Below are 26,942 nucleotides of genomic sequence, written 5' to 3'. Positions count from 1 at the left end.
CCGAAGCAGCCTCTATGCGACAATGAAACCCCCGGCGGCAAGGCTGCATCTTTTGGCATATGCCTAATTTTTGAGCATATTACGCGGGGTGACCTGCTGCCATTGCCTCCCCTTGCATCACCTCCTAAACAATTGCGACCCAACAATGAGGCGCCTGATGCCGTCCGATCTCTTCCCCTCCCCGTCTGCAACCGTCGGCGCAGACACACCCGAGGCGACCCGTGCCCCGGAACACCAAACCGCCGCACTGATTGTCGCCGCAGGCAAGGGGCTGCGCGCGGGCGGTGGTCTGGCCAAACAGTGGCGCCCCCTGGCGGGACGTCGGGTGATCGACTGGACGCTTGATGCCTTCCTCACTGCAGGCGTAGACCGCATCGCACTGGTCCTCAATGCCGAGGATCACGACCACTGGCAGGAGTTTTCTACCCAGGGCGGCATCTTGCTGACCACCGGTGGATCCACACGGGCCCAATCGGTGGCTAACGGCCTTGCACTGCTGAGTGATCACAACATCGACAGGGTGCTGATCCATGACGCCGCCCGTCCATGTGTGTCTGGACGCATGATCCGGGGAGTAATGACCGCGCTCGACACCCATCTGGCCGCTGCCCCTGCGCTGGCCGTGACGGATGCGCTTTGGCGCGGGGTCGATGGCTATGTCACCGGCACTGAAGACCGCAATGGGCTGTTTGCAGCGCAGACCCCGCAAGGCTTCCACCTGCCCCAGATCCGCGCTGCCCATCAGCAACTTGCGGCAAATGGCGATGACGCCGCCGATGATGTGGAGGTCGCCCGCGCGGCAGGGATTGACGTTGCCATCATTCCGGGCGACCCAGACAACATCAAAATCACCCGCCCGGAAGATTTCGACCGGGCTGCGCGCAATTTAGGGGGCGACATGGATGTAAGGCTTGGCAATGGCTATGATGTTCACCGGTTTGGACCGGGGGATGAGGTCGTGCTCTGCGGGGTGCCGGTGGCCCATGATCGCGGCCTTCAGGGGCATTCGGACGCCGATGTCGGGCTACATGCCATTACCGATGCCCTCTACGGCGCGCTGGCAGAGGGCGACATAGGTCGCCATTTCCCGCCGTCTGATCCGCAATGGAAAGGCGCGGCCAGCGATATCTTCCTGCGCCATGCCGCCGAGCTGACGCGTTCCAAAGGCTACCAGATCTCCAATGTGGATTGCACACTGGTCTGTGAATTCCCAAAGATCACCCCCCACGCCCCCGCCATGCGCGCTGCCGTGGCGGAGATCCTGTCGATTGATCTCTCACGCGTCTCGATCAAGGCGACCACCTCCGAACGGCTTGGGTTCACCGGGCGGGGCGAAGGCATCGCCGCCATCGCCACAGCCTGCGTGGTGAAACCATGAAACGGTCGCGCCTCGCCTTTCTGATCGGCACCGTCGGCGGTGTTGGCTATCTGCGCCCCGCCCCCGGTACATGGGGCTCGCTGGCAGCCCTCCCTCTGGCGTTTGTCCTGCACCAGCTGGGTGGGTTTCTCCTGCTGGCGCTTGCGACCGTGATTTGCATGGTGGTCGGCGTCTGGGCCGCAGAGGCCATGACCCGCAACCGCGAGAACATGGACCCCTCCGAATTTGTTCTGGATGAGGTCGCAGGCCAGTTCGTCGCCCTTTGGGCAATCTCTTACCCCGCATGGGCGCATGACATCGCAATCACCGCGCTCTGGCCGGGCTGGATCGCCGCCTTTGTGCTGTTTCGGCTGTTCGACATCTGGAAACCCGGCCCCGTCGGCTGGGCCGACCGCCAGAAGGGCGCCACAGGCGTAATGATGGACGACATCATCGCCGGTATTCTTGCTGCGATTGGCGTCGCCGCCCTTGCTGGATTCTCACATGGGGTGCTTGGCCTCTAATCTGAGGAGAGGGTGATATGGACACGACAGACATTATCCGTGAGGCCCGTGCCAAAGGCCTCACCCTTGCCACCGCAGAAAGCTGCACCGCCGGCATGATTACGGCGGCCCTCACCGATGTGCCCGGATCCTCCGCGGTCGTGGATCGGGGCTATGTCACCTATTCCAACCGCGCCAAGCAGGAGATGCTGGGTGTTGAGCAGGCAACCCTAGAAGCCGTCGGCGCCGTCAGCGAGGAGGTGGCCACCGAGATGGCCGAGGGTGCACAGAGCCGCGCCGATGTGGACATCGCCGTAGCGGTCACCGGTATTGCTGGTCCCGGCGGCTCGGAGCACAAACCTGAGGGGCGGGTTTGCTTCGCGCTGGCACGGCGCAACCAACCCACGCACGTCGAAACAGTTGATTTCGGCCCACTTGGCCGCGACGGCGTCCGCACAGCGACACGCGACCATGCGCTGACCCTGATCTGGCAATCGCTCAGCCCCAACCCGCTGGACTGACGCAAACCACAGCCCATCTGCCGCTATTTCATAGAGTGGGCGGGAATTGAGCAACACGCCCGCAGGGTCGCTCATTTTTTCAGCACTTTGACAAAAGCCCGGTTTTCTGGCGCCAATATGAAACCTGCCGCTTTTTTCAACGCCCCAGTTCCGCTTTGTCAGGCTTCAGATCAAGAAACAGCCTGCAGATGCGGAAGGAACGGCGATGAACGCAGCCGATACAGCTTGGATTATTGTGGCCACGGCCCTCGTCCTATTCATGACATTGCCGGGGCTTGCCCTGTTTTACGGCGGCCTTGTCCGTGCCCGAAATGTGCTCAGCGTGTTTATGCAATGTTATGCCATTGCCTGTTTGATGAGCGTTCTGTGGCTCGCCTTTGGCTATTCCATTGCCTTTGGTGGCGGCACCTCTGGCCTCTGGGGCGGGCTGGACAAGATGTTCCTGTCCGGCGTCACCGCAGACAGCCTCTCTGGCACCCTCCCGGAGGTGCTGTTCTTTGCCTTCCAGATGACCTTCGCGATCATCACGCCTGCCCTGATTGTCGGCGCCTATGTTGAGCGCGTGGGCTTTGGCTTTGTGCTGGTGTTCTCCGGTCTCTGGATGCTCCTGTGCTACGCGCCCGTCGTGCATTGGATCTGGGGCGGCGGCATGCTGGCCGATGGCGGCATCTTTGGCGAGATCGGCGTGCGCGACTTTGCCGGTGGCATCGTCGTGCATGAAACTGCAGGTCTGGCGGCGCTGATCATCGCGGTGTTCCTTGGCCCGCGCAAAAACCGCACCACTCCGCCGCATAACCCCGGCTATGTCTTCATCGGCGCGGCCATGCTCTGGGTTGGGTGGTTCGGTTTCAACGGTGGTTCGCAGCTGGCCGCAGACGGTGGCGCGGCGATGGCCCTCACCGTCACCCATATCTCCGCCGCCACAGCCTCGCTGACCTGGGCGCTGTGGGAGAAGATCAAATACGGTAAGGCGTCCATGGTGGGCCTTGTCACCGGCACCATTGCGGGCCTTGCCTCTATCACGCCCGCCTCCGGCTTTGTCGGCCCGGTTGAGGCGCTGGTGATCGGTGCTGTCGCAGGTATCCTCTGCCAGGAGGCCGTGAACCTCGTCAGAAACCTGTTGAAGATCGACGACACGCTGGATGTCTTTGCGGTGCATGGTGTCGGCGGCATCTTCGGCACCATCATGATCGCGGTCTTTGGTGCGGGCAGCTGGCTGGCGCAGCTGGGTGGTCTGGCGGTTGTCGGGATCTTCACCGCCGTCGTGACCGTCGTTCTGGTCAAGGTTACCGCCGCGATCACACCGCTGCGCGTCGACCTGGAGACGGAGACCAACGGTCTGGATATCACCGTTCACGGTGAACGCGCCTACGACATGACCAGCTGACGCCAATCAGCCAATATCACAAACGACAACGGGCCTGCATCGCGGGCCCGTTTTATTCAACGGCTTAGCTGTGGTTGCGGATCAGCCATAGAGCTCCGCCGCGCGACGTTCAAAGGCACGCACGATCCGCTGCATCGCCTCATTGAAGACCACACCGATGATGCCCTGCAGCACGGCGTTCTTGAATTCAAAATCAACATAGAACGACACATCACAGCCACCATCCGCGCGATCCGCAAAGGCCCAATTGGATTTCATGTAACGAAACGGCCCGTCCAGATATTCCGTGTCGATTTTCTTCTCCTCTGCGAACAGCGTGACCCGGCTGCCAAAGCGTTCGCGAAACACCTTGAAGGAGATCACCAAGTCCGCCTCCATCACCTCAGCGTCCCCCAAGGGCGTACGGCTGCGGATACGGGCAGCGGAACACCAGGGCAGAAACTTGGGGTAATCCCCGACATCAGCCACCAGATCATACATCTGCTGCGCCGTGTAAGGCATTGGCCGGGTTTCTGAATGGGTAGGCATAAGAGGCGCATTTCCTGCTATGATCGTCCCGCGTCATGTCATATGAACGCGCGGGAAATTCAAGGGGGCACCCATGACACAGCGGCCATATGTCATCGATGTGATGATCTCAGCCAAGGCCATTGCGGCCCGGATCGAAGAGCTTTGCGCCGAGATCCAGACGGAATTTGAAGGCACCGACAAACTGGTGGTGGTGGGGCTCTTGCGCGGCAGCTTCGTCTTTATCGCCGATCTGGTGCGGGAACTGGATCTGCCGATCGAAGTCGATTTTCTTGAGGCATCTTCTTACGGTGACGCCATGGAAAGCAGTCGGGAAGTTCGTATTCTCAAAGACTTACGTGGCGCAATTGAAGGGCGAGATGTGCTGGTTGTTGAGGATATCGTCGACACCGGGCATACGCTGAACCACGTGACGCATCTGTTGCGCAGCCGCCAGCCAGCCCGGTTGAAATCCATCGCGCTGCTGGACAAACCCTCCCGCCGTGAGGTGGATTTCCGCTCTGATTGGATCGGTTTTGAGATCCCGGACGAATTTGTCGTCGGCTATGGAATCGATTACGCGCAGCGCAACCGGAACCTGCCCTTTATCGGCAAGGTCCGCTTTACCGAAGAGGGCTGAACCCGCGCCCGGTCCCTCCCGGTCGCCAATATCCGCCGAACAATCCGACGTGGGGCGCAAACATCCGCGCCCTGCGCCCTGCGGGTTTTAAAACCGGCACCAGCCCGCCGATGACCCGCTGTTGCGTCAGCGTCTTTCGGCACAGTCCATTTGCCAAATCCCCCGATCCCCGCCAAGCCTCATCCAAGTGTTGAGATCATGAAGGAGATCGCCAATGAGACTGGCCTATATCGCTGCAGCCTCGCTCGCCCTGTCCCCTATCGCAGGCGCCGCCGCGCCCCCGAAATGGGCCCCCGGCCACAAAAGCACTGTCGCGCACCATTCCCCCGGTCAGATCAAGAAACAGCACAAACCGCGCCACAAGGGTTTTCAGCAGCTGAGCGGTGACTGGGACTATATTGACGATCATGCCCGTTGGGGGCTGGCGCCGCCTGCTCCGGGTCACCGCTATATCCGCAAGGATGACCGGATTTACGAAGTGGTGCGGGACACGCTGGCGATTGTGGGCGCGGTCGCTCTGGTTGATGCGCTGATCGATTGATCGCCGTTTCCCGACATCAACATGCGCAGATAAGATACGGTAAAATAAAGATTATCTCAGCATGTTATCGATGGCAGCCGTAAAAATGGACACGCCAACCGGGATCGCATCATCGGGGAAATCATAGTCAGGATTATGAAGCTGCGGCTGCATTTCACCTGAGCCAAGCCAGACCATCGCGGCCCGTGCGCTCTTCCCAAACTGGCCAAAATCCTCGGACCAGCGCTGCGGTTGATCACGCATTTCAACCGGGTGCCCTGCGGCGCGGCAGGCCGTCTGCAGGATCGCAACAGCCTCAGCATCATTGGTGCAGGCCTCAAACACATCGTCAAAGCTGATCTCAACGCCCAGGCCACACTCCGTGCAGATCTGACGTGTCAGATCCTCGGCCTCAGCGATCAACGCCTCCATCCGCGCATCATTGACCGTGCGCAAGGTCGCCCAGACCTCGCCCTCACCTGGCGCGATACCAAAGGTTGCCTCGCCAAGGCGCGCATGGGTGAGCGTGACCAGCGCATAGTCAGCGCCGAGATCGGCCCCGCCGCCAAGCGCCACCAGCCCCGACAGCAGCTGCGCCATAGCGCCCGCCGGTGAAATCCCGTCCTGCGGGGCCGCCGCATGGGAGGTCTTGCCCGTTAGTCGGATGCGCATCCCGCGGGACGCACAATTGGCCGGACCGCTGCACAGGGCAAGCTGCCCAACCGGTAGCCCCGGCAAATTGTGAAGGGAAAACACATAGTCTGGCGCAAGTTCGCCAAAGGCCGCATCGGCAATGACCGCAGGCGCGCCCTTGCCGGTTTCTTCGGCCGGCTGAAACATCAGCACGACACGGCCCCGCGCAGGGCGCCGTGCGGCCAGATCCCGCGCCAGCGCAGCCACCATGGTCATATGCCCGTCATGCCCACAGAGATGGCCCCGCCCTGCATGGGTAGAGCGATAGGGTTGGGCAGAAATCTCTTCAATCGGCAGCCCGTCCAGCTCACAACGGATCATCACGGTCGGCCCATCCGCCGCGCCGTCATAGACTGCCGCAACACCGTGCCCACCTAGGCCCGTCAGCCGCTGGTCAGGATCATACCCGCGCAGATAGTCGGTGATGAAGGCCGCAGTCTTTTCCTCGGCGCCCGACACTTCCGGGATCCGGTGCAACGCGTGGCGCAGCTCTGTCAGCTGCGCCAGACGGTCCGGCGTCATGCCAGGCCAAGCTTCTTGTTGCGGGCGGCGCGCAACTGGGCGAAATCATCCCCCGCATGGTAGGACGACCGGGTCAGCGGCGTTGCCGAAACCATCAGGAAGCCCTTGCCATAGGCGGCTTTCTCATAGCTTTCAAACTCTTCCGGCGTCACGAACCGATCGACCGCATGGTGTTTCGGCGTTGGTTGCAGATACTGGCCAATGGTCAGGAAATCGATGTCAGCGGCGCGCATGTCGTCCATCACCTGCTTTACCTCCTGCGCATTCTCGCCAAGGCCGACCATGATGCCGGATTTGGTAAAGATCGCCGGATCCATCTCTTTCACCCGCTGCAGCAGCCGCAGGGAGTGGAAATACCGCGCGCCGGGCCGCACACCGGGATAGAGGCCGGGCACAGTTTCCAGATTGTGGTTGAAGACATCGGGCCGCGCTTCCACCACGGTTTCCAGCACTTCAGGTGCGCATTTCAGAAAATCCGGCGTCAGGATCTCAATCGTGGTTTTCGGGCTGCGGTGACGCACCGCGCGGATGGTCTGGGCAAAATGCTCCGCGCCGCCATCTTCCAGATCGTCGCGATCCACAGAGGTGATCACCACGTGATTCAGCCCCAGCTTCTGCACCGCATGGGCCACCCGCCCCGGTTCAAACGCATCCAGCGTATCCGGACGACCAGTGGCAATGTTGCAGAAGGTACAACCCCGGGTACAGATTTCGCCCATGATCATCATGGTGGCGTGACCCTGGCTCCAGCATTCGCCCACATTCGGGCAGCCGGCCTCTTCACAGACCGTGACGAGGTTATTCTCACGCATGATCTTATGCGTTTCCGCGTAGCCCTTGCCCCCTGGCGCCTTGACCCGGATCCAGCTTGGCTTTTTCGGCTGAGCATTGTCAGGGCGATGGGCCTTTTCCGGGTGGCGTTGCTCGGGGATTTTCAGATCTCGCACGTCGATGTTCCCTTGCGGCAATGGTCTTTTGGTCTTCGTAACATAGTTGCAATCGCTTGGCACGACCAGTTCTCGGCCCGGACCACATTCCCGCGCGACGCAACACAGCTGTGCAATACACTGTTTATATTAATATTTTGATGCAGATTGCGGAGAGTGCAACCCCGCCACCCGGTTTTGAACAACCGGGCAATCTGCCCGCTGGTCCCGGCTGCCGAGTCGCTGCGGACAGGTCGCATCACTCCCGCGAAACGGCGCGAATTGGCAACCCTCCCAGCCCGATCCGCATCCCGTCATCCGCTGCGGCATTGCGCCCGCGAAAACCCCATTGCAGGTGATTTAGAACTATTATAAATCTCCGCGCGACGACGAATTGACCCTTAAGGAGCCGATGATGAAAGCTGGCGTAAAACTGCCCGACGTGACCTTCCGCACCCGTGTTCGCGACGAATCCGTGGGCGGCCCCAACCCGTTCCGCTGGGAAGACAAAACCACCGCCGACTATTTTGCCGGCAAGCGCGTTGTGCTGTTCTCCCTGCCCGGCGCCTTCACCCCCACCTGTTCGACCTATCAGCTGCCCGGTTTTGAAAAAGGCTTTGCCGATTTTCAGGCCGAAGGCATTGACGCGATCTACTGCATGTCGGTGAACGACAGCTTTGTGATGAACAAATGGGCCGAATCCCAGAACCTGAAAAACGTCGACGTGATCCCCGATGGGTCCGGTGAATTCACCCGCCGCATCGGCATGCTGGTGGCCAAGGACAACCTGGGCTTTGGCAACCGCTCTTGGCGCTATGCGGCCATCGTTGACAACGGTGTGGTCGAAGCATGGTTCGAAGAGCCCGGCCTGTGCGACAACCATGGAGAAGACCCATATGGCGTGTCCTCGCCGGAAACCGTTCTGGAGCACCTGAAGACCGCCAAGGCCGAGGTCGCCGCCTGATCCGCAGGATCACAGAGACCGGCCGATCCGCTGGATCCCGGTATCAGATAGATTGACGAAGAAGACCAACCCGGTGCCCGATGGCGCCGGGTTTTTTCATTGCAGTCACAATGAGTTCAGCCAATCAACTCATCCTGCGCCTGCTGTGCATCATAATGTAGTTTCAACTGCTGCAGAGCGATGCGCAGCACCACCTTGCCGGAGCGGGCAGACCAGCCCAGCTGGCGCTCAGCGGCTTCCAGGCCTTCCAGATGGCAACAACAGCGCATCACGATATCACTCAGCCCTTCGCCAAGCGCATTCAGCGCGGCGGCAGCCCGCTTTTTGGCCGCCGATGCGGCCTGTCCAGGTCGTCGGCGCCGGGGCATCGTGGGACCGCAATCGCCCTCGCGGACCTGGGCCGAGGTCTGCGCCAGATGCTCCGCCACCTGCGCCAGTTCGAAATCCTCGCGCAGGCGCTCGCCCGCGCGCACCAGATCTGTTGTCAGAAACGGTGTGCCATCGCGATCCGTCAGCCGCGCCAGCATATGCAGCGGCGTCTCTCCCAGCCCGTAGCGGGCCCGCCGGGGCCGCCGCCGGTTGCGATTGGTTTTGCGCGTCGCCAGGCTGGCGCTTTCCAGCCGTGATCGGGCACGGTTTTCCCGGCTGGCCACAAACTGGCTGAGCGCGCTGCGCCCCTCCGGCGTGATGTGATAGCGGCTGAGCCGCCCCGGTGCCGGACAGGCGATCCAGTCGCGCAGCGCCAGCGCCTCCGCCAGAGTGCGGTCCACGACGACCTTCTTGTCACCGGCCGCCGCCTCGCGCACCACCACCGCCTTCTCCAGCCCGTCCGCCACGGCAAGAACCGCGCCCTGCGGGTTGAGGCAGGTCAGAACCTCGACCGCCTCGCTCTCAAAGGCCTCGGCGCAGGTCGGCACGGTCCCCAGCGCCAGCGCACGGGCTGACATCGGTCGCGGGCCGGGCATGTCTTCGGCATAGTGACAGGCCGCAAGCGACGCCAGGGCCGCATCAACCAGCGGATCATCACGACGGGTTTCAACCCGTCGGACCTGTCGCAGCACAGTAGACGGGTGGCAGCCCGCCTGCTTTGCAAGATTGCGGATCGATCGGCCCGCTTCGGTATGTTCAAGATATCGGCACGCCTCCTCAGGCACCCATTCCGGCAGGCCGGACACAGCCATAGTTTGCATTTTATCACCCCACATGTGATCATTCGAAACTATCCTCCCACGGGCCGCCTACGTGTTATCCACAGACACCACTCACCGTACTGGCCTGATTTTTCTGAATAGTCTCAGTCAGAACATCATTGGTTTCAAATTTTCATCAATCAATATCGAATAGACCGTTCGCCGAACCGCCCCCTTCGGCAACACCCGCATCAGTTGTGTTAAACAGCGCTATCAACAGAGCTGGAAAGGACATGACGATGCAGGATATCTTTGGTCATCTGGCCGCTTTGCGCCGCCCTCGGCTGTTGGTGCGGACAGCGAGGATCGGGGCACGCGACTATAGCCGACGGCGTGATCTGAGACGGGTGCTTGGGTATGGCACATTGCCCAAACCCGCAGCAGCAGTGATGCGACTTTTGGATCTGGAGCGCGATCACAACCGCAGGCGTGAAGCGGGAGATGCCGGGTATTCGCTGACCCGCCACGTTGACGTGTTGATCGCCCTCATGGGCGAAGCGGACGGGCTGCGCCGCCCCGGTCTGAACCTCGCCTGACCGACGCGCGATGAAAACGCAAAACGGCGGCCCAATGGGACCGCCGTCTGCCAACCGGGCTATGCCGACCGGTCTCTACGCAGAACAGAACCGCCGCTTTTACATGAAGGCGTCAGGCATGGAGGCTTTTTTCTCCGCGACATAAGCTTCCAGCTTCCCCAGGATCTCAGGATCCAGCGGCGGCGCCTCATAGGCGTTCAGCAGGGTTTCGACCCGGTTGCTGGCCAAAGCAACAGTGTCGCGCGCGCCTTCCTCTTCCCAGGTCTCAAACGGCTTGTAGTCCAGGAGATCGGATTTCCAGAACGCGGTTTTGAAGTTGGCCTGCGTGTGTTCGCAGCCCAGATAGTGACCACCCGGACCAACTTCGCGGATCGCGCCCATGGCCAGCGTGTCGTCGTCAACCACAACACCTTTGGCCAGACCATGCAGCGCGCCCAGTTGATCGGCGTCCATGACGAATTTCTCAAAATCCGCGACCAGACCACCCTCAAGCCAGCCGCAGGAGTGCAGCTGGAAGTTCACGCCCGCCAGCAGACCCATATTGAGCGAGTTCGCCGTTTCATAAGCCGCCTGCGCGTCCGGCAGCTTGGAGCCGCAGAAGGAGCCGGCGGACCGGAACGGCAGGCCCAGACGGCGGGCCAGCTGGCCTGCACCATAGGTGATCTGGGAGGCTTCGGGTGTGCCAAAGGTGGGCGCACCGGAATTCATGTCGATCGAGGTCACCATGGCACCAAAGATCACCGGCGCACCGGGGCGGATCAACTGACTGTAGGCGACACCGGCCAGAACTTCGGCCAGAACCTGAACCAATGTCCCGGCAACCGACACCGGCGCCATCGCGCCACCAACGATGAACGGCGAGATGATGCAGGCCTGATTATGTGCGGCATAGACCTCCAGCGCGCCCATCATCACATCGTCAAATGTCATCGGCGAGTTGATGTTGATCAGCGAGGTCATCACGGTGTTGTCGCGCACAAAATCCTTACCGAACAGGATTTCGCACATTTCGATGGAATCCTGCGCCCGGCTGGGTTCCGTCACCGACCCCATGAAGGGTTTGTCGCTCAGCGTCATATGCGCCATCAGCATGTCGAGGTGGCGCTTGTTCACCGGCACATCGGTCGGCTCGCAAACGGTGCCGCCGGAATGGTGCAACCATTTCGACATATAGCCCAGCTTCACGAACTTCTGAAAATCATCCAGCGTCGCATAGCGGCGGCCGCCCTTGGCATCGCGCACAAACGGCGGGCCGTAGACCGGTGCCAGCACCATGTTCTTGCCACCAACAACCACGGATTTCTCCGGGTTGCGCGCATGCTGGGTGAATTCGGACGGGGCGGTTTTGCACAGCTCACGCGCCAGACCGCGCGGGATGCGAACACGTTCCCCATCAATGGTAGCGCCAGCTTCACGCCAGCGCTCCAGCGCGGCGGGGTTGTTCACGAAATTGACGCCCACCTCTTCGAGGATGGTCTCGGCGTTGGCTTCGATGGCCTGCAGCGCCTCTTCGCCCAGCACCTCAAAGTTCGGGATATTCCGCTCAATGTATTTTGCGGTGTCGATCTTGACGCCGGTACGTTCTGCGCGACGGGCGGCACCACCGCCTCCACGTGCGCGGCGGCGCGGTGCTGCTGGAGCTGCTTCTGTCATGGTTTTTCCTCACCACAGGCATTTCGTTGCGACTGTGATTATATCGCTCAGACAAAAGGCCGCCGCAGGATTACGGCCATTGAAGTTGAAAAGCGACATTCCCGACAGGTTTCTCGCGAAAACGACCGGGATTTTCGCCTTGCCACCGGCGCAGCGACCGCACCCGCCGGATAGCGCAAACGCGCTCCGAGGCGCGAAAATCCCTTGCGAAACCTGCGCCACTGCCCTATGGCGCGTGCATGACAGAGACATCCCACGACAGCCTTCTCATCATCGACTTTGGCAGCCAGGTGACGCAGCTGATCGCGCGCCGCCTCCGCGAGCTGAATGTCTATTGCGAAATCCATCCCTACCAGAATGTCACTATGGACTTTGTGCGCAAAATGGCGCCCAAGGCGGTGATTTTCTCCGGTGGCCCCGACAGCGTGACCCGCGACGGCAGCCCCCGCGCCCCGCAGGAGATCTTTGATCTTGGGGTGCCGATCCTGGGCATTTGCTACGGCCAGCAGGTGATGGTGCACCAGTTGGGCGGCAAGGTGCTGTCCGGCCATGGCACCGCCGAATTTGGTCGCGCCTATGTGACCCCAACAGTCAGCAGCCTGCCCCTGCTGGATGGCTGGTTTGCCGACGACAGCGACCGCGAACAGGTCTGGATGAGCCACGGTGACCACGTCAGTGAGATTGCACCGGGGTTTGAGGTCTACGGCACCTCCCCCAATGCCCCCTTCGCGATCACCGCAGATGTCAGCCGCAATTTCTACGCGGTCCAATTCCACCCGGAGGTGCACCACACCCCGAATGGTGCCAAGCTCTATGAGAACTTCGTCAAAATCGCAGGCTTCACCGGTGACTGGACCATGGGTGCCTACCGTGAACAGGCGATCCAGGCGATCCGCGATCAGGTGGGCGACAAGAAGGTCATCTGCGGCCTGTCCGGCGGCGTCGACAGCTCGGTGGCTGCGATCCTCATCCATGAGGCAATCGGCGATCAGCTGACCTGCGTGTTTGTGGACCATGGCCTGCTGCGCAAAAATGAGGCTGAAGAGGTCGTCACGATGTTCCGTGACAACTACAATATCCAGCTGATCCACGCGGATGAGCAGGAGTTGTTCCTGGGCGAGTTGGACGGTCAGTCGGATCCCGAAACCAAACGCAAGATCATCGGCAAGCTGTTCATCGACGTGTTCCAGAAACACGCCAACACGATTGAGGGCGCCGAGTTTCTGGCCCAGGGCACGCTCTACCCGGATGTGATTGAATCGGTGTCCTTTTCGGGCGGCCCATCAGTCACCATCAAGAGCCACCACAATGTCGGTGGCCTACCGGAGAAGATGGGCCTCAAACTGGTGGAGCCGCTGCGAGAGCTGTTCAAGGACGAGGTCCGCGCCCTGGGCCGCGAACTGGGCCTGCCACGGAGTTTCATCGGTCGCCACCCCTTCCCCGGACCAGGGCTTGCCATCCGCTGTCCCGGTGAGATCACCCGCGAGAAGCTGGAGATCCTGCGCGAAGCGGATGCGATCTATATCGACCAGATCCGTAAGCACGGTCTCTATGATGAGATCTGGCAGGCCTTTGTTGCAATCCTGCCGGTCCGCACCGTGGGTGTCATGGGCGACGGGCGCACCTATGATTACGCCTGCGCCCTGCGCGCGGTGACCTCTGTTGATGGCATGACGGCGGATTACTATCCATTCAGCCACGACTTCCTCGGTGAAACCGCGACGCGGATCATCAACGAGGTGAAGGGCATCAACCGCTGCACCTATGACATCACCTCGAAACCGCCCGGCACCATCGAGTGGGAATAAACAACACACAAAACCCCGGCCCAGCGGCCGGGGTTTTTCTTTTCCAGAAAGCACCGATTTAACTGTATTTTTGCTCATGTTTTAACGATTTGAACAACTCTCTTTGCGAGGTTTCAATAGATTCCAATTGGAGCATCTTCAGAATGATCATCTGCCATCCGCTCAAGCTTATTTTCATCAAGACAAAGAAAGTTGGCGGAACCTCATTTGAGATCGCACTGTCCAGTTATTGCGACGCAAACAGCATCATCACGCCGATCAGTGCTAAGGATGAGGAGACTCGGAGGGAGTTGAGCTACCCCGGCCCCCAGAACCATAAGGCGCAAATTTGGCCGGATGGAAATGAAGGAAGCGAGGCGTTTTTCAACCACATGACCGCCGGGCAGATCCGCGCCGCCGTTCCGCAGGATATCTGGGAGAGTTACACCAAGATCACAATCTGGCGTGATCCCTATGATGCGATCATCTCGCGCTACTACTGGGAGGGGATGGATAAACGCAATATTACATTCGACCAGTTTGTCGGGCACTTCCGCAGCGTCTTGAGCGAGAACCGTCGCATCGCGCCACTGGAGGGCCCGAATAGCCCCGATATTTTCCTGCGCTACGAACATCTTGAGGAGGATGTCAACGCGTTGGGTATCGACGACCTCTGGGCGCGGTTCTCAAGCCTGAGTGCGAAAGGCGCGCTTCGTCCCAAAAGCGGCGCCGATCCGGCAACCGTCTTTGCCGCACATCCTGATGCCGCTGATCTGATTGAGCGAGAAGCCGCGGATGAGATTGCCCGCTTCGGCTACGCCCGTCCGGTGGCAACGCCAGATCCGGCGGCACTCAAGCGCACGACTGCCTCTTCACCTGGTGCCATGCCCTCAGGCAGCGCCGCCTCCCCTGATCCTCGGCCTGATTTCATCTTCACTCTCTCTGCCGGGCGCACCGGCACGGCTTGGCTCGCGCGTTTTCTCGGCGAGAACATGAATATTCCATCGGTGCATGAACCCCTTGGCCTCGACGACTATGGCACGCGCCTGCCCAGTATCAGCCATATGCGGCACTTCAACACCTACGGCATGAACGGACCTGTCTGCGACTTTTGGGAGGGCAAGCTGGGTGAGCTTCAAGCCCCCTACGCCGAAAGCAATCATACGTTGGGCAAATGCGGGCTCATTGAGGCTCTTGTTGACCACGGTCTTGCACCGCGTACAACCATCATCATCCTGCGCCGCAACCTTGCCAAACAAATCGCGAGTTACATCAATCGCAATGATTTCTTCAATGTTACCATCCCCTGGCAATGGTACCTGCATCCCAACTATCGCAACAATATCCTCGACCCCAGTCAACTGACGCCGATGGGTGAGATTGGAGTTGCGATCTGGTATGCATTGGAAATGGAAACGCGATACGCGTATTACAAACATCTCTACGGCCATCAGCTGCGCTTTGTGGAGACCACACTGGAGGAGGCCAACACAGCTGACGGTGCCGCAAGGCTGATGCAATCACTCGGCTATCCGGGGCGTGCGCTTTTGCCCCCCAAGATGAATGCGTCAAACACGACCAGCTCCACCACAGAGGCGCTTGTGGGCGAGATAGAAACCCTGCTTCAGCGGTTTAGCTTTGATCCGGAGGACGTCGCCAAGGGCTTCATCCAACGCGGGAACCGGCTCGATGTACCGGCCGTGCCGCGCCAAGGTACAACGGCCGGAAAGGTTGCTGCCGAATAGCTGTCACGACATTTCCTGGCATATCAGTATCGCAGCACTGGACCGCGCGGCGAACATAGCTTGACCTAAGTTGAAAACTGCCCCCTTCTGCCCGTTAGAATGGCGCATGAGGGGCAGTAATGGAATTGAACGACCGACCGATTGGGACGGCTGCGATCTGGATGATCGGGGCGATTGTCTCCTTCTCCTCGATGGCGATTGCCGGACGGGAGGCGGGTTTGAGCCTCGACACGTTTGAGATCATGACCTACCGCAGTGCTGTCGGCCTGGTGATTGTCGTCGTGGTTCTGACCGCCACGGGCAACTGGCCACAGGTGCGGCGCGACCGGCTGGGCCTGCACCTCATCCGCAACGCGGCCCATTTCACCGGTCAGAACCTCTGGTTCTTTGCTGTGACCCTGATCCCGCTGGCACAGGTTTTTGCCCTGGAATTCACCTCTCCGCTCTGGGTGTTGATGCTGTCGCCGCTGCTGCTGGGTGAAGCTCTGACAAAACCGCGCGTGCTGGCGGCGGCTCTTGGTTTTATCGGGATCCTGATCGTGGCGCGCCCAAGCCCAGAGACCCTGAACCTTGGCGTGATCGCTGCGGCCAGCTCTGCTGTCTTCTTCGCGCTCACCATCATGTTCACCAAGCGGCTGACCCGGCATGAGCCGATCAGCTCCATCCTGCTGTGGCTCACCCTGATGCAACTGGCCATGGGTCTGGCGATATCTGGCTGGGACGGGGTAATTGCAATCCCAAATGCCGCAACGGCACTTTGGTTGCTGGTAATCGGCTGCGCCGGGTTGACCGCGCATTTTTGCATGACCAAGGCGCTCTCAATTGCTCCGGCCACTGTTGTCGTGCCCATCGACTTCGCTCGCCTGCCCACCATCGCTGTGGCCGGAATGTTGATTTATGGTGAAGCGCTTAACCTGTGGATCCTGCTGGGCGCGGTGGTGATCTTCTGCGCCAACTACATCAATATTCTCGATGCGGCCGGACGCCTGCGTGCGCATTCAGAACACCGCGGATCTGCCTGATTTTCTTGCCGTTGATTGCCTTTGCGTCAACATTGACCGAAAAATTCCCCCTTGCTAGCGTTTTCTAATGTTAAAACCAGACGCTCAAGTCTGGACAGGGAGGAACAATGAAACGCTATCTTGCAACGTCAGCGGCGCTGGCGCTGGCTTCCGGCTCCGCTATGGCCAGCGGTCTTGATCGGACCGGCCAGCCGATTGGCATCATCTTCGAAGAAGGCACCTACGCAGAGTTTTCCGTGGCGACCTCATCCGTAGATCTGTCCGGTAACGACCGTGCCACCACCACCCTCGGCACCGCAGGCAACCCTTTGCAATCTGCGACCGGCGATGTCGGCGACCGCTTCAACATGTTTGGCGCAGGCTACAAGCGGGACATCAACGAGCAGCTGTCCTTCGCAGTGATCTTTGATCAGCCGTGGGGCGTCGACGTGAATTACCCGGTCGGAAGCTCACTCCTGCTGGGCGGCACCACCGCAGTGGCCGATTCCAACGCAATCACTGCACTTGTACGTTACAAGTTTAACGACAACTTCAGCGTTCATGGCGGCATTCGCTACCAAGAGATTGACGGCGCGATTAACCTGGCGGGCGGCGCCTACTCCTCTATCGGCAGCCAATATAACGTGAAGGTTAACAAAGACGGTGCTTTTGGCTGGGTCGCGGGCGTAGCCTATGAGATCCCCGAAATTGCCCTGCGCGCGGCACTGACCTACAGCTCCGAAATCGAACATGATTTCAACCTGAACGAAACCTTTGCCAACGGCGTCTCGGTAGGAACATCGACCAAGACCAAAACACCGCAGTCGGTCAACTTGGACCTTCAAACGGGCATTGCCGAAGACACGCTGCTGTTTGGCAGCATTCGCTGGGCAGAGCACAGCGTCACCAATCTGGTTGTGCCGGGCCTCAGCGGTCAGGCCGGTCGCACCGTAGACCTGATCGACCTTGATGACTCGGTCACCTACACGCTTGGCGTGGGTCGCAAATTCAACGAGAACTGGTCTGGTTCGCTTGCGGTAATCTACGCAGATGTTGATGGCGACAACCTCGTATCACCACTCGCACCCACGCACGGCTATGAGGCAATCCGCCTTGGCGTGCAGTACACTCAGGACAAGATGAAGATCTCCGCCGGCATCCGCTATACCAAACTGGGTGACGCAATTGCCGCCCCCGGTGGTGCTGTGGGCGTTGCAAATTTCCAAGACAACGATGCCGTCAGCTTTGGCCTGAAAGTCGGCTATAGCTTCTGATCCTGCGTAAGACCTGCGTGCGCTTACAGGCCGCGCTGTAACAAAGACAGGGCCAGGACCAGCTTTGCCCCCGCACCCATGGTGCCGGGGGTTTTTCGTGTCACGACTACATCTGACCAGGTCACCTTCGGGTGCTGCTGATTGACCCACGCGACATTGGTCAGTAGCAAGGCAAAGAACCAACAAGGACCGGATTTCAAATGCTCTATTCGTCTGCCGAAGAGTGGCGTAAGGCGCCGCATAAGCGGGTTTTGTTCTTTGGCATGTCCGGTCTGGGCAAGACCTATATTAGCAATATCCTGCGCGGTGCGGGCAGCTGGTTTCACTATTCCATCGATTACCGCATCGGCACCCGTTACATGGGCGAATATATCGCCGACAATGCCAAGGCCGAGGCGATGAAAGTGCCGTTCCTGCGCGATCTGCTGTTGTCGGACTCGATATACATCGGCTCCAACATCAGCTTTGAGAACCTGACACCGGTGGCGTCCTATCTGGGCAAACCCGGTGATCCGGCCAAGGGCGGGCTGGCGATGCAGGAATACACACGCCGTCAGGACCAGTTCCGCACTGCTGAGCTGAATGCGCTGCGTGATACCGGCTATTTCATCGACCGGGCTGCGCGGCTTTATGATTATCCGAACTTCATCTGCGACACTGGCGGCAGCATCTGCGAATGGGTCGACGCAAGCGACCCCAACGACCCGCTGCTGACGGAGCTGTCGCAGCAGACGCTGATGGTCTGGATCAAAGGCGACGAAGCCCATACCCAAGAGCTGATCCGCCGGTTCGACCGCGCGCCGAAACCCATGGCCTATGAACCGGCCTTCCTCGCCCGCGTCTGGCAAGAGTATCTAAAGGAAAACACCCTATCAGAGGCCGATGTGGATCCTGATAGTTTCATTCGCTGGACCTATGCGCAGGCGCTGGCCCATCGCCAGCCGCGCTATGCCGCTATGGCTGAGAACTGGGGCGTCACGGTGACAGCCGATCAGATATCAGGCATCCGCACCGAGGCTGATTTCACAGACGTGATCGCGGGCGCTCTTGAGGCGCGCGGCTAGGCCTTCTACATCACGAGGGGCCAGAGACAGGCCACTCGCCGGAGATCATCTCCGGGTCAGAACGATCCCGACCGCTATGGGCGGGGCAAACATACCAAAGGACACGATATGCCGATCAAGATCCCTTCAGACCTCCCCGCCTATGACGTTCTCACGAACGAAGGCGTGATGGTCATGTCGCCGGATCAGGCGGCCCGTCAGGACATTCGCCCGCTGCGCATCGGCCTGTTGAACCTGATGCCGAAGAAGATCCAGACCGAGAACCAGTTCGCCCGGCTGATCGGCGCGACGCCCTTGCAGATCGACCTGTCGCTGATCCGCATGACAGAGCATCAGACCCGCAACACTGCCGCTGAACATATGGCCGAATTCTACCGTCCCTTTCAGGAGATCAAGGACCAGCGCTTTGACGGGTTGATCATCACTGGTGCGCCGATTGAGCATCTGGAGTTCGAGGACGTCACCTATTGGGACGAGCTGTGCGAGGTCTTTGACTGGACCCAAACCAATGTGCATTCCACCTTTGGTGTCTGCTGGGGCGGCATGGCGATGATCAACTACTTCCACGGGGTGAAAAAACACCTCTTGGCTCACAAGGTCTTTGGCTGTTTCCGTCACCAGAACCTTGATCCTGCCTCGCCTTATCTGCGGGGGTTTTCGGATGATTGCGTCATTCCGGTGTCGCGCTGGACCGAAATCCGCCAGTCCGAAATTGACGCGCGCCCCGGCCTGCGCAGCCTTCTGGGCAGTCAGGATGCGGGCCCCTGCCTGATCGAGGATCCGAGCCACCGGGCGCTCTATATCTTCAACCACTTTGAATACGACAGTGATACGCTGAAGCAGGAATACGACCGCGACGTGGCCAGCGGGACGCCAATCAACGTGCCGATGAACTACTACCCGGATGATGATCCCAGCCGCAAACCGCAAAACAGATGGCGCAGCCATGCGCATCTTCTTTATGGCAACTGGATCAATGACATCTACCAATCCACCCCCTTCGACATGGCTGAGATTGGTCGTTAAGGGCATGGTGACCGCCGGGTTGGTTCTGGCGCTTGGCGTTGGCGTGACGCTGTGGCGCGCCAACGCGCGCGAGGCGGAGGCGGTGTCGGCTTACCCACCGCAGGGCACATTTGTGACTGTCGAGGGGCAGCAGATGCACCTGCTGGATCTGGGACAGCCTGCCAGCCTGCCCGCAGGCGAACGCGCGCCGGATCTGGTGTTGATCCACGGCGCCAGCGGCCATATCCGCGATATGACCTTCCGCCTCGCACCAGCCCTCAGCGACCGCTACCGGGTGATCATCGTCGACCGGCCCGGATTGGGCTACAGTGACCGCACCCGCGGCGCGCAAGCCTCCCTGAGCAAGCAAGCCGCCCTGATCCGTGCTGCTGTTGCCGACCTGGGGGCAGACCGTCCCATCGTCTTGGGGCAAAGCTACGGCGGCGGGGTTGCGCTGGCCTGGGCGCTGGATGATCCCGACAGTCTCTCTGCGCTGGTCACCGTGGGTGCGGTCTCTCACCCCTGGCCGACGCCGCTCAGCACCTTCTACAAGGTCACCTCCTCACCGCTGGGTCAGCGGCTGGCGGTGCCCCTGCTGACGGCCTATGTGCCGGAGACCACCATTCGCGACACGCTGACTGAGGTCTTCGCCCCGCAACCCTTTCCGGCGGGGTATTTTGAACATTTCGGCCCCGGTCTGACCCTGCGCCGCTCTGCCTTGCGGGCCAATGCGCGCCAGCGCGCTGACCTTCTGGCCGAAATCAAATTGATGGCGCCCCGCTACAGTGCCCTTCGCCTGCCCATTGAGGCGGTCCATGGCAGCGCGGATACCACCGTCGGGCTGGATCTGCACGCGCGCCAGCTGGAACGCGATGTGCCCACGCTCACTCTCGCTGTGCTGGACGGGATCGGCCATATGCCGCATCAGGTCGCCACCGATGCGGTTGTGGCAGCGGTAGACCGGGCGGCAGCGCGGGCCGCATCGGCAGAGAATTTGCGTTAAAACGATTCACATTTCTCTGCAAAGCCCCATATAAGGGACAGAAGACAGAAGGAATTTTCGAATGCCCCTGCCCTTTGACGGTGCCATCAGCGCGTTTTACCAGACCGAAGCCCCGGATGAGATCCGCGCCGCCCTCAAAAGCTCGGACAAGGACGATGTGCTGGATCCCGGTTTTCCCTATGACAAACGGATGAGCCGCAAGCGCTATGACAAAGAGATGAAGCGCCTGCAAATCGAACTGGTGAAAATGCAATCCTGGGTGCGCGCAACCGGCGCGCGGATTGCGATCATTTTCGAAGGGCGCGATGCGGCTGGCAAAGGCGGCACCATCAAGAGGTTCCGGGAAAACCTGAACCCGCGCGGTGCCCGCATCGTGGCCCTGTCGAAACCCAGCGAACGCGAACAGACGCAGTGGTATTTCCAGCGCTATATCACCCATCTGCCTGCGGCCGGTGAAATCGTTTTCTTTGATCGCAGCTGGTACAATCGTGGCGTGGTGGAGCCGGTCTTTGGCTTTTGCACCGACGGCCAGCGCGAACGGTTCTTTGATCAGGTCAACGGGTTTGAGGAGGCGCTGGTTGAGGATGGCATTCAGGTCTTCAAGATCTGGCTCAACGTCGGGCGCGCCGAACAGCTGCGCCGGTTCCTGTCGCGCGAAACCGATCCTTTGAAGCAATGGAAGCTCAGCCCGATTGACGTAAAGGGGCTGAGCCTCTGGCAGGAATACTCCACCGCGATTGCAGACACGCTGACGCGCAGCCATTCGGACCATGCGCCCTGGACCATCGTCCGCTCGGATGACAAACGCCGCGCGCGGCTGGCCGCCATCCGCCGGGTGCTGCATGCGGTTGATTATGCCAACAAGGATCCAAAGGCGCTTGGCGATCTGGACGGTGCGATCTGTGGCGGACCGGAACTTTGGGATGCCTAAACGCGGATATCACCACGGCAACCTGCGTCAGGCGCTGGTCGAAGCCGCATTGCACCTGATCGAGGCGAAGGGTCCGACCGGGTTTACCCTGTCGGAGGCGGCCAAGAAGGCAGGCGTCACCCCGGCTGCGGTCTACCGTCATTTCGACGGGCGGGAGGATCTGATTGCCGAGGCAGGCCGACAGGGCTACGTCATGTTCGCCGATCTGATGCAGCACGCCTATGACAAATATCAGCCCTCTGCCCTGGCCGCGTTTGAGGCCACAGGCCGGGCCTATCTCGCCTTTGCGCGCAAACATCCAGGCCATTACATCGCCATGTTTGAAAGCGGCATTTCCGTGAACCGCACCCCGGAGCTGGCCGAGGCCGCCAACCGCGCGCGTGCCATTCTGGAGCGGGCCGCAGCGGATCTGAGTCAACACATCCCGGCCGAAAAACGCCCGCCCGCCTCGATGTTCTCCGCTCATATCTTGGCGATGAGCCATGGGGTGGTTGAGCTTTATGCGCGCAACTCACCCGGTGCCGCCTCTCCCTTCCCGCCTGAGGATCTGCTGGAAAGCGGCATTGGCATCTATCTGCGCGGGCTGGGTCTGATTGAACCGGATAGCTGAAACTGACGGCCGGTGGCATCTGCCCCGACTGACGTAGCCCCTAAACAGTCCAGACAACGAAAAAGGCCGCAGATTTCTCTGCGGCCTTTTCCAATCCATGTGATCCAGCGATTAACGCTTGGAGAACTGGAACGAACGACGCGCTTTGCGACGACCGAATTTCTTACGCTCAACGACACGGCTGTCGCGGGTCAGGAAGCCAGCAGCTTTCAACGCGCCACGCAGGGCCGGGTTGTAGAGTTGCAGCGCCTTGGAGATGCCGTGCTTGACCGCGCCGGCCTGACCGGAGAGGCCACCGCCCTTGACGGTTGCGTAGACGTCGAATTCGCCTTCGACACCGGCAACCTGGAACGGCTGGCGCAGGATCATCTGCAGCACAGGGCGTGCAAAATATGCGTTCAGCTCTTTACCGTTGACGGAGACCTTGCCGGAACCCGGCTTGATCCAGACGCGGGCAACCGCATCTTTCCGCTTGCCGGTGGCATAGGCGCGGCCCAGTTCGTCACGAACGGGTTCGCGCGAAATGGTTTCTTCGGCTACGGTTTCTACGCCTGCAACGGCGCCGAGCTCTTCGAGAGTGTTGATCTGATCAGCCATCGGTCTCAGCTCCGGGTGTTTTTCTTGTTCATGGATTTAACATCCAGAACCTCGGGGGACTGGGCTTCATGCGGGTGCTCGGCACTTGCATAGATGCGCAGGTTGGTCATCTGCTGGCGCGACAGGCGGTTGCCGGGCAGCATGCGCTTCACAGCCTGGTAGACCACGCGCTCAGGGTGCGCGCCTTCCAGAATTTGCTGTTTGGTGCGGGATTTGATGCCACCGGGGTGACCGGTGTGCCAGTAGAAGTGCTCTTCGCGCTTCTTGCCGGTCATCTGGATTTTGTCAGCGTTGATCACGATGACGTTGTCGCCCATATCCATGTGAGGAGTGAAGGACGGCTTGTGCTTACCACGCAGGCGCATGGCGACGATCGAGGCAAGACGGCCCAGCACCACGCCTTCGGCGTCGATGATGATCCACTTCTTCTCGATGTCTGCCGGAGTAGCAGAGAAGGTTTTCATATCAGGTCAATCCTGTTTGACGTGAAGGGCACACCAAAGCGGCGCGCCCGAATTCGATGGACGGGGTTTACGGCAGCCCAATGCGCAGGTCAACACCCGCAAATCAGATTTAACTGTTCAAAAACATGCACTTAAAAAATAGGTATAATAATACCCCAACATCATACGCTGATTTGTTCTGGCGGGTTGTCCAAAAGGGCGCGCAGGCGCAGCATGGCGTCTTCGAATTGCTTCGGCGTGACATGGCCGTTCACCGCGATCCGCACCGCATTAGGGGCGCGGCCATCTCGCAGGGCGAATTCATCGGCCGACCGGATCTGAACGCCCTCGGCCTCCGCCGCGCGGGTAAAGGCGGCGGCGCGCCAGCCCGAGGGCAGTTTTAGCCACAGAAACGGCACGCTGCGCGACCAGATCAGATCAAACCCACCCAGAGTGTTGACCGCGATCCGTATATAGCTGTCCATTTCGCGACGCACATCGGCGACCAGTTTCCTGGTGCGCGGATCAGACAGCAGGATACGCGTCAGTTCGGCAACCGGCTGCGCAATTCCGAAGTAGCTGTATTCCGCCATCCGTCGCAGATCCCGGCCACGCCCCTTGGGGGCCAGCGCAAACCCAACCCGCAGCGACGGCGTCAGGGTTTTGGAAATCGACGAAACATGCCAAGAGAGATCCGGCGCCAGCGCGCGGTAGCTTGGCGCGCGGGCTTCGCCCATGCGATAACAGTCATCCTCAATGATCTGCACCTCATGGCGGCGCAGCACTTCAAGGATCTGCTGGCGGCGTTCCAGCGGCGTATAAAGCCCGGTTGGATTATGCACCTCGGGACTGGTGCAGAGCACCATGGCGCCGGTTTTACGGATCGCCAGCTCCAGAGAGTCGGGCAGAATGCCATGCTCATCCATCGCAACGCCCACAACCCGCGCGCGCACCAGTTCCGCCGCGCGCCGGAACCCAGCATAGGAGAGATCTTCCACCAGCACGGTCGGTTGCGGTCCCTTCAGAATGGCCTGCATCACTGTCAGGATGCCGTTTTGTCCACCATGGGTCAGCACCACGTCACGCTCATCCAGCGGGCCCAGCGGGTCCTGCGACAGCCAGTCGACCACAGCCTCACGCAGGGGGCGGTAGGCATCTCTCGTTGGGTAATTCAGGAACTGTAACGGGTCCCCTTGCGAAATCTTGACCAGCGCCTCCCGGATCGCCGCCACCTGCCCCACATCCACTAACCGCGGGCTAAACAGGCTGACATGACCCGGATCTTTGACTTCCTTCAGGTGGAGCTGCCGCGACCAGACATCATCCTGAACCTTGGTTTCCGGTTCCGCCACAAAGGTGCCGCGCCCCACCTCAGCCTGCAAAAGCCCCGCATCCGTCAGCAGAGAATAGGCCCGCGCCACAGTGCCCGGGGTGATCTTCAGCTGGTAGGCAAGCTCCCGCACCGGCGGCAGCCTTGTACCGATACAAAGGGTGCCATCCTCGATCGCGTTTCGGATTGTATCGGCGACCCGCTGATATTTGGGACCGGATCGGCCAGAAAGATCAGTTGGCAACTCATTCGGCCAAATTGTACCCATTACAATCCTTCCTTGGACATGATGCCTCACAAATTGTACCCAATAATTGTGATATTAACACAGGATTGTATCAATACAATAGGAAAATGCCATGACACAGAACGCAACTCCCCCTTCGACGGATATGCTCTATCTCTCCAGCCGCCCCGCCCTGCCGGTGCTGGCGGAGGTTGCAGTCTCCTTTGCGGTTCTGGTCACCAAATGGACAGTGCGCCAACGCACCCGCCAGGCATTGCGCCAATTGCCTCCGGAACTGCTCAAAGATGTTGGGCTGACCCGTGAAGAGGCACGCCATCAAGGGACTCTTCCGTTCTGGCGCCCATGATCCCCGGGCAACGGAACCACCTGACGGCCGGGGCTTGCCCCGGCCTTTTTTATGGGCTGACCGCATCCATTTTACAAAAAACCTCTTGATCGAATCCCGCCCCCACCATAGATGCCGCTTCACTTTCGGTACCGATCCCAACCCCGGACTCTTATCCGGGGGGGCGCTAAGGGCCGGCTGGATTGTCATCTACTGGAACGAAGGGGAGTGTCATGACGGACGCCAACCTCTTCCAACTGGGGATCGGTCTGGAGACAGGCGCCCAAGAGGAAGATACCGCCCGCAGTGCAACCACTGCGATCGTAAACTCACTTGTGGATTCGGATCGCGAAGACCATTTCATCCGTCGGGATGGAAAGGTGTTTGCCGGAACCCATCTTATTATCGAGGTCATGAACGGCAGCGGACTGGATTGCGAAACCCGCATTCAGAACGCATTCCGTAAATGCGTGGACGTCTGCGGCGCCACGCTGCTGCATATCCACACGCATAAATTCTCGCCACAGGGCGTGTCCGGTGTCGCGGTGCTGGCCGAGAGCCATATCTCCGTCCATACTTGGCCCGAGATCGGCTATGGCGCCTTTGACGTCTTCATGTGTGGCGATGCCGAACCATGGAAAGCGGTCGATGTGCTGAAAGAGGCCTTTGACACGCCCACCGTTGAGGTGCGTGAACTGCTGCGCGGTGAGGAATTCCTCGCCAAGGGCATTCCATCAAAGGAGGCGGCAGCATGAGCGATCAGACCTGGATCACCGAACGCCTGCACGCCCAGTATGCGCAATCCCTGCGCGTTGATGAGATGCTCTATGACAGCAACACCGAGCATCAGCGCCTAAAGGTGTTTCAGAACGGCCAGTTCGGCCGCATCCTGACGTTGGATGACGTGGTGCAGACCACCGAAGGCGACAATTTCATCTATCACGAGATGCTGACTCATGTGCCGATCCTGGCCCATGGCAATGCAAAGCGCGTGTTGATCATTGGCGGCGGCGACGGCGGCATGGCCCGTGAGGCGCTGCGCCACACCTCGGTCGAGCATGTGACCATGGTGGAGATTGATGCAGGCGTGGTGGATTTCTCGAAAGAGTATCTGCCGATGCTGAGCGACGGCGCCTTTGACGACCCGCGGCTCAATCTGGTGATCAATGACGGTGCGCTCTTCATGAAAGAGAACACTGAGAAGTTCGACGTGATCATCGTCGATTCTACCGATCCGATTGGACCCGGTGAAGTGCTGTTCACCGACACCTTCTATGGCCACGCGGCCCGGTCGCTGTCTGAGGATGGCATCATCGTCACGCAGAACGGCGTGCCCTTCATGCAGGGCGATGAGCTGACCGGCACCCTGCGCGCGTTCAAGGCGCTGTTTGCTGATGCCTCCTGCTATCTGGCGACCGTGCCCACTTATGCTGGCGGACCGATGGCCTTTGGCTGGGGCAGCCATTCGGACAAAGCGCGCAATGTGCGGCTTGAGGATCTGGAGGCGCGCTTCGCCGCGGCTGGGATCGAGACCGGGTACTATAACCCCGAGGTTCACAAGGCCGCCTTTGCCTTGCCGAACTACGTCAGAAAACTGTTCCCCTAACGGGACAGGCATTGGGGGGCTTCGGCCCCCTTTTTCTTTTGCGCTGACTTTGCGC

Annotated in this window: 28 protein-coding genes; 20 read left to right on the top strand and 8 right to left on the bottom strand. The window is 60.1% G+C overall.

Annotated features, from left to right (window positions below; translation table 11 throughout):
- Positions 1-157 precede the first annotated feature (157 nt).
- From D1820_RS03365 to D1820_RS03350, 4 genes are all read left to right on the top strand, one after another.
- A complete protein-coding gene (locus D1820_RS03365) occupies positions 158-1,378 on the top strand; it encodes a bifunctional 2-C-methyl-D-erythritol 4-phosphate cytidylyltransferase/2-C-methyl-D-erythritol 2,4-cyclodiphosphate synthase (RefSeq protein ID WP_118067874.1) in 1,221 nt (406 codons plus the stop codon).
- Complete coding sequence (locus D1820_RS03360; RefSeq protein WP_040169000.1) at positions 1,375-1,881, top strand: phosphatidylglycerophosphatase A; 507 nt, start codon at positions 1,375-1,377, stop codon at positions 1,879-1,881. The genes D1820_RS03365 and D1820_RS03360 overlap by 4 nt, the downstream gene beginning before the upstream one ends.
- 17 nt (positions 1,882-1,898) lie before the next feature.
- Entirely contained in the window at positions 1,899-2,381 is a 483-nt protein-coding gene (locus D1820_RS03355) for a CinA family protein (RefSeq protein WP_118067873.1), read from the top strand.
- A 205-nt stretch (positions 2,382-2,586) separates the two neighbouring features.
- On the top strand, positions 2,587-3,768 hold the full coding sequence (locus D1820_RS03350; protein WP_118067872.1) for an ammonium transporter: 1,182 nt from the start codon (positions 2,587-2,589) through the stop codon (positions 3,766-3,768).
- 81 nt (positions 3,769-3,849) lie between these two features.
- Here D1820_RS03350 and D1820_RS03345 read toward each other — a convergent pair whose 3' ends face one another.
- Complete coding sequence (locus D1820_RS03345; RefSeq protein ID WP_040178404.1) at positions 3,850-4,296, bottom strand: type II toxin-antitoxin system RatA family toxin; 447 nt, start codon at positions 4,294-4,296, stop codon at positions 3,850-3,852.
- A 73-nt stretch (positions 4,297-4,369) separates the two neighbouring features.
- Between D1820_RS03345 and hpt the strand changes: the two genes are divergently transcribed.
- Positions 4,370-4,915, top strand: a complete 546-nt coding sequence (gene hpt / locus D1820_RS03340; RefSeq protein ID WP_040168993.1) for a hypoxanthine phosphoribosyltransferase — start codon at positions 4,370-4,372, stop codon at positions 4,913-4,915.
- A 214-nt stretch (positions 4,916-5,129) separates the two neighbouring features.
- The gene (locus tag D1820_RS03335; RefSeq protein ID WP_118067871.1) at positions 5,130-5,456 is read left to right on the top strand and encodes a hypothetical protein; all 327 of its coding nucleotides are present in this window, start codon (positions 5,130-5,132) and stop codon (positions 5,454-5,456) included.
- 51 nt (positions 5,457-5,507) lie between these two features.
- Here the strand turns inward: D1820_RS03335 and D1820_RS03330 are convergent, their stop codons facing one another.
- Both D1820_RS03330 and lipA read right to left on the bottom strand, forming a co-directional pair.
- Positions 5,508-6,650, bottom strand: coding sequence for an amidohydrolase (locus D1820_RS03330; RefSeq protein WP_118067870.1), 1,143 nt, complete (start codon positions 6,648-6,650; stop codon positions 5,508-5,510).
- Positions 6,647-7,597, bottom strand: coding sequence for a lipoyl synthase (gene lipA, locus D1820_RS03325; RefSeq protein WP_040169582.1), 951 nt, complete (start codon positions 7,595-7,597; stop codon positions 6,647-6,649). Before lipA ends, D1820_RS03330 begins: the two co-directional genes overlap by 4 nt.
- Before the next feature lie 394 nt (positions 7,598-7,991).
- On the opposite strand from lipA, the gene D1820_RS03320 reads away from it, so the two are divergent.
- On the top strand, positions 7,992-8,540 hold the full coding sequence (locus D1820_RS03320; protein ID WP_118067869.1) for a peroxiredoxin: 549 nt from the start codon (positions 7,992-7,994) through the stop codon (positions 8,538-8,540).
- 116 nt (positions 8,541-8,656) lie between these two features.
- On the opposite strand, the gene D1820_RS03315 is transcribed toward D1820_RS03320, so the two are convergent.
- The gene (locus D1820_RS03315) at positions 8,657-9,730 is read right to left on the bottom strand and encodes a DUF6456 domain-containing protein (protein WP_096873126.1); all 1,074 of its coding nucleotides are present in this window, start codon (positions 9,728-9,730) and stop codon (positions 8,657-8,659) included.
- A 239-nt stretch (positions 9,731-9,969) separates the two neighbouring features.
- Here D1820_RS03315 and D1820_RS03310 point away from each other — a divergent pair, with 239 nt between their 5' ends.
- Positions 9,970-10,266, top strand: a complete 297-nt coding sequence (locus tag D1820_RS03310; protein WP_096871235.1) for a DUF6477 family protein — start codon at positions 9,970-9,972, stop codon at positions 10,264-10,266.
- Between the two features lie 99 nt (positions 10,267-10,365).
- On the opposite strand, the gene D1820_RS03305 is transcribed toward D1820_RS03310, so the two are convergent.
- On the bottom strand, positions 10,366-11,919 hold the full coding sequence (locus D1820_RS03305; RefSeq protein ID WP_040168986.1) for a trimethylamine methyltransferase family protein: 1,554 nt from the start codon (positions 11,917-11,919) through the stop codon (positions 10,366-10,368).
- Between the two features lie 239 nt (positions 11,920-12,158).
- Here D1820_RS03305 and guaA point away from each other — a divergent pair, with 239 nt between their 5' ends.
- From guaA to D1820_RS03260, 9 genes are all read left to right on the top strand, one after another.
- Complete coding sequence (guaA, locus tag D1820_RS03300) at positions 12,159-13,727, top strand: glutamine-hydrolyzing GMP synthase (protein ID WP_118067868.1); 1,569 nt, start codon at positions 12,159-12,161, stop codon at positions 13,725-13,727.
- A gap of 143 nt (positions 13,728-13,870) precedes the next feature.
- Positions 13,871-15,451: a hypothetical protein gene (locus tag D1820_RS03295; protein ID WP_118067867.1), complete on the top strand. Its 1,581-nt coding sequence runs from the start codon at positions 13,871-13,873 to the stop codon at positions 15,449-15,451.
- 119 nt (positions 15,452-15,570) lie between these two features.
- Entirely contained in the window at positions 15,571-16,473 is a 903-nt protein-coding gene (locus tag D1820_RS03290; RefSeq protein WP_118067866.1) for a DMT family transporter, read from the top strand.
- Positions 16,474-16,580: 107 nt separating this feature from the next.
- The gene (locus D1820_RS03285) at positions 16,581-17,726 is read left to right on the top strand and encodes an OmpP1/FadL family transporter (RefSeq protein ID WP_096868731.1); all 1,146 of its coding nucleotides are present in this window, start codon (positions 16,581-16,583) and stop codon (positions 17,724-17,726) included.
- Positions 17,727-17,926: 200 nt separating this feature from the next.
- Complete coding sequence (locus D1820_RS03280) at positions 17,927-18,790, top strand: ATPase (RefSeq protein ID WP_118067865.1); 864 nt, start codon at positions 17,927-17,929, stop codon at positions 18,788-18,790.
- Between the two features lie 108 nt (positions 18,791-18,898).
- Complete coding sequence (gene metA, locus D1820_RS03275; RefSeq protein WP_118067864.1) at positions 18,899-19,816, top strand: homoserine O-succinyltransferase; 918 nt, start codon at positions 18,899-18,901, stop codon at positions 19,814-19,816.
- Positions 19,767-20,798 carry an alpha/beta fold hydrolase gene (locus D1820_RS03270; RefSeq protein WP_254683350.1) on the top strand — a complete coding sequence of 344 codons (1,032 nt, stop codon included), beginning with the start codon at positions 19,767-19,769 and terminating at the stop codon, positions 20,796-20,798. Before metA ends, D1820_RS03270 begins: the two co-directional genes overlap by 50 nt.
- A 61-nt stretch (positions 20,799-20,859) precedes the next feature.
- Entirely contained in the window at positions 20,860-21,729 is an 870-nt protein-coding gene (ppk2, locus tag D1820_RS03265; protein WP_118067862.1) for a polyphosphate kinase 2, read from the top strand.
- The gene (locus tag D1820_RS03260) at positions 21,722-22,339 is read left to right on the top strand and encodes a TetR/AcrR family transcriptional regulator (RefSeq protein WP_040168970.1); all 618 of its coding nucleotides are present in this window, start codon (positions 21,722-21,724) and stop codon (positions 22,337-22,339) included. Before ppk2 ends, D1820_RS03260 begins: the two co-directional genes overlap by 8 nt.
- Positions 22,340-22,450: 111 nt before the next feature.
- On the opposite strand, the gene rpsI is transcribed toward D1820_RS03260, so the two are convergent.
- The 3 genes from rpsI to D1820_RS03245 all read right to left on the bottom strand — a co-directional run bounded on the left by rpsI (position 22,451) and on the right by D1820_RS03245 (position 24,977).
- The gene (gene rpsI / locus D1820_RS03255; protein ID WP_096871227.1) at positions 22,451-22,936 is read right to left on the bottom strand and encodes a 30S ribosomal protein S9; all 486 of its coding nucleotides are present in this window, start codon (positions 22,934-22,936) and stop codon (positions 22,451-22,453) included.
- Positions 22,937-22,941: 5 nt separating this feature from the next.
- A complete protein-coding gene (gene rplM / locus D1820_RS03250) occupies positions 22,942-23,400 on the bottom strand; it encodes a 50S ribosomal protein L13 (RefSeq protein WP_014874569.1) in 459 nt (152 codons plus the stop codon).
- Between the two features lie 161 nt (positions 23,401-23,561).
- Positions 23,562-24,977: a PLP-dependent aminotransferase family protein gene (locus D1820_RS03245; protein ID WP_118067861.1), complete on the bottom strand. Its 1,416-nt coding sequence runs from the start codon at positions 24,975-24,977 to the stop codon at positions 23,562-23,564.
- Between the two features lie 91 nt (positions 24,978-25,068).
- Here D1820_RS03245 and D1820_RS03240 point away from each other — a divergent pair, with 91 nt between their 5' ends.
- The 3 genes from D1820_RS03240 (at position 25,069) to speE (ending at position 26,887) form a co-directional block, all read left to right on the top strand.
- A complete protein-coding gene (locus D1820_RS03240; protein ID WP_040178391.1) occupies positions 25,069-25,302 on the top strand; it encodes a DUF1127 domain-containing protein in 234 nt (77 codons plus the stop codon).
- A 212-nt stretch (positions 25,303-25,514) separates the two neighbouring features.
- Entirely contained in the window at positions 25,515-26,036 is a 522-nt protein-coding gene (speD, locus tag D1820_RS03235; protein WP_040168959.1) for an adenosylmethionine decarboxylase, read from the top strand.
- Positions 26,033-26,887: a polyamine aminopropyltransferase gene (speE, locus tag D1820_RS03230; protein WP_118067860.1), complete on the top strand. Its 855-nt coding sequence runs from the start codon at positions 26,033-26,035 to the stop codon at positions 26,885-26,887. Before speD ends, speE begins: the two co-directional genes overlap by 4 nt.
- Positions 26,888-26,942 lie beyond the last annotated feature (55 nt).

The organism is Phaeobacter sp. LSS9 (assembly GCF_003443595.1).
GTDB classification, from domain to species: Bacteria; Pseudomonadota; Alphaproteobacteria; order Rhodobacterales; family Rhodobacteraceae; genus Phaeobacter; species Phaeobacter piscinae.
Note: the sequence above shows the minus strand (reverse complement) of the source record. Positions and strands in the feature narration are given on the sequence as shown.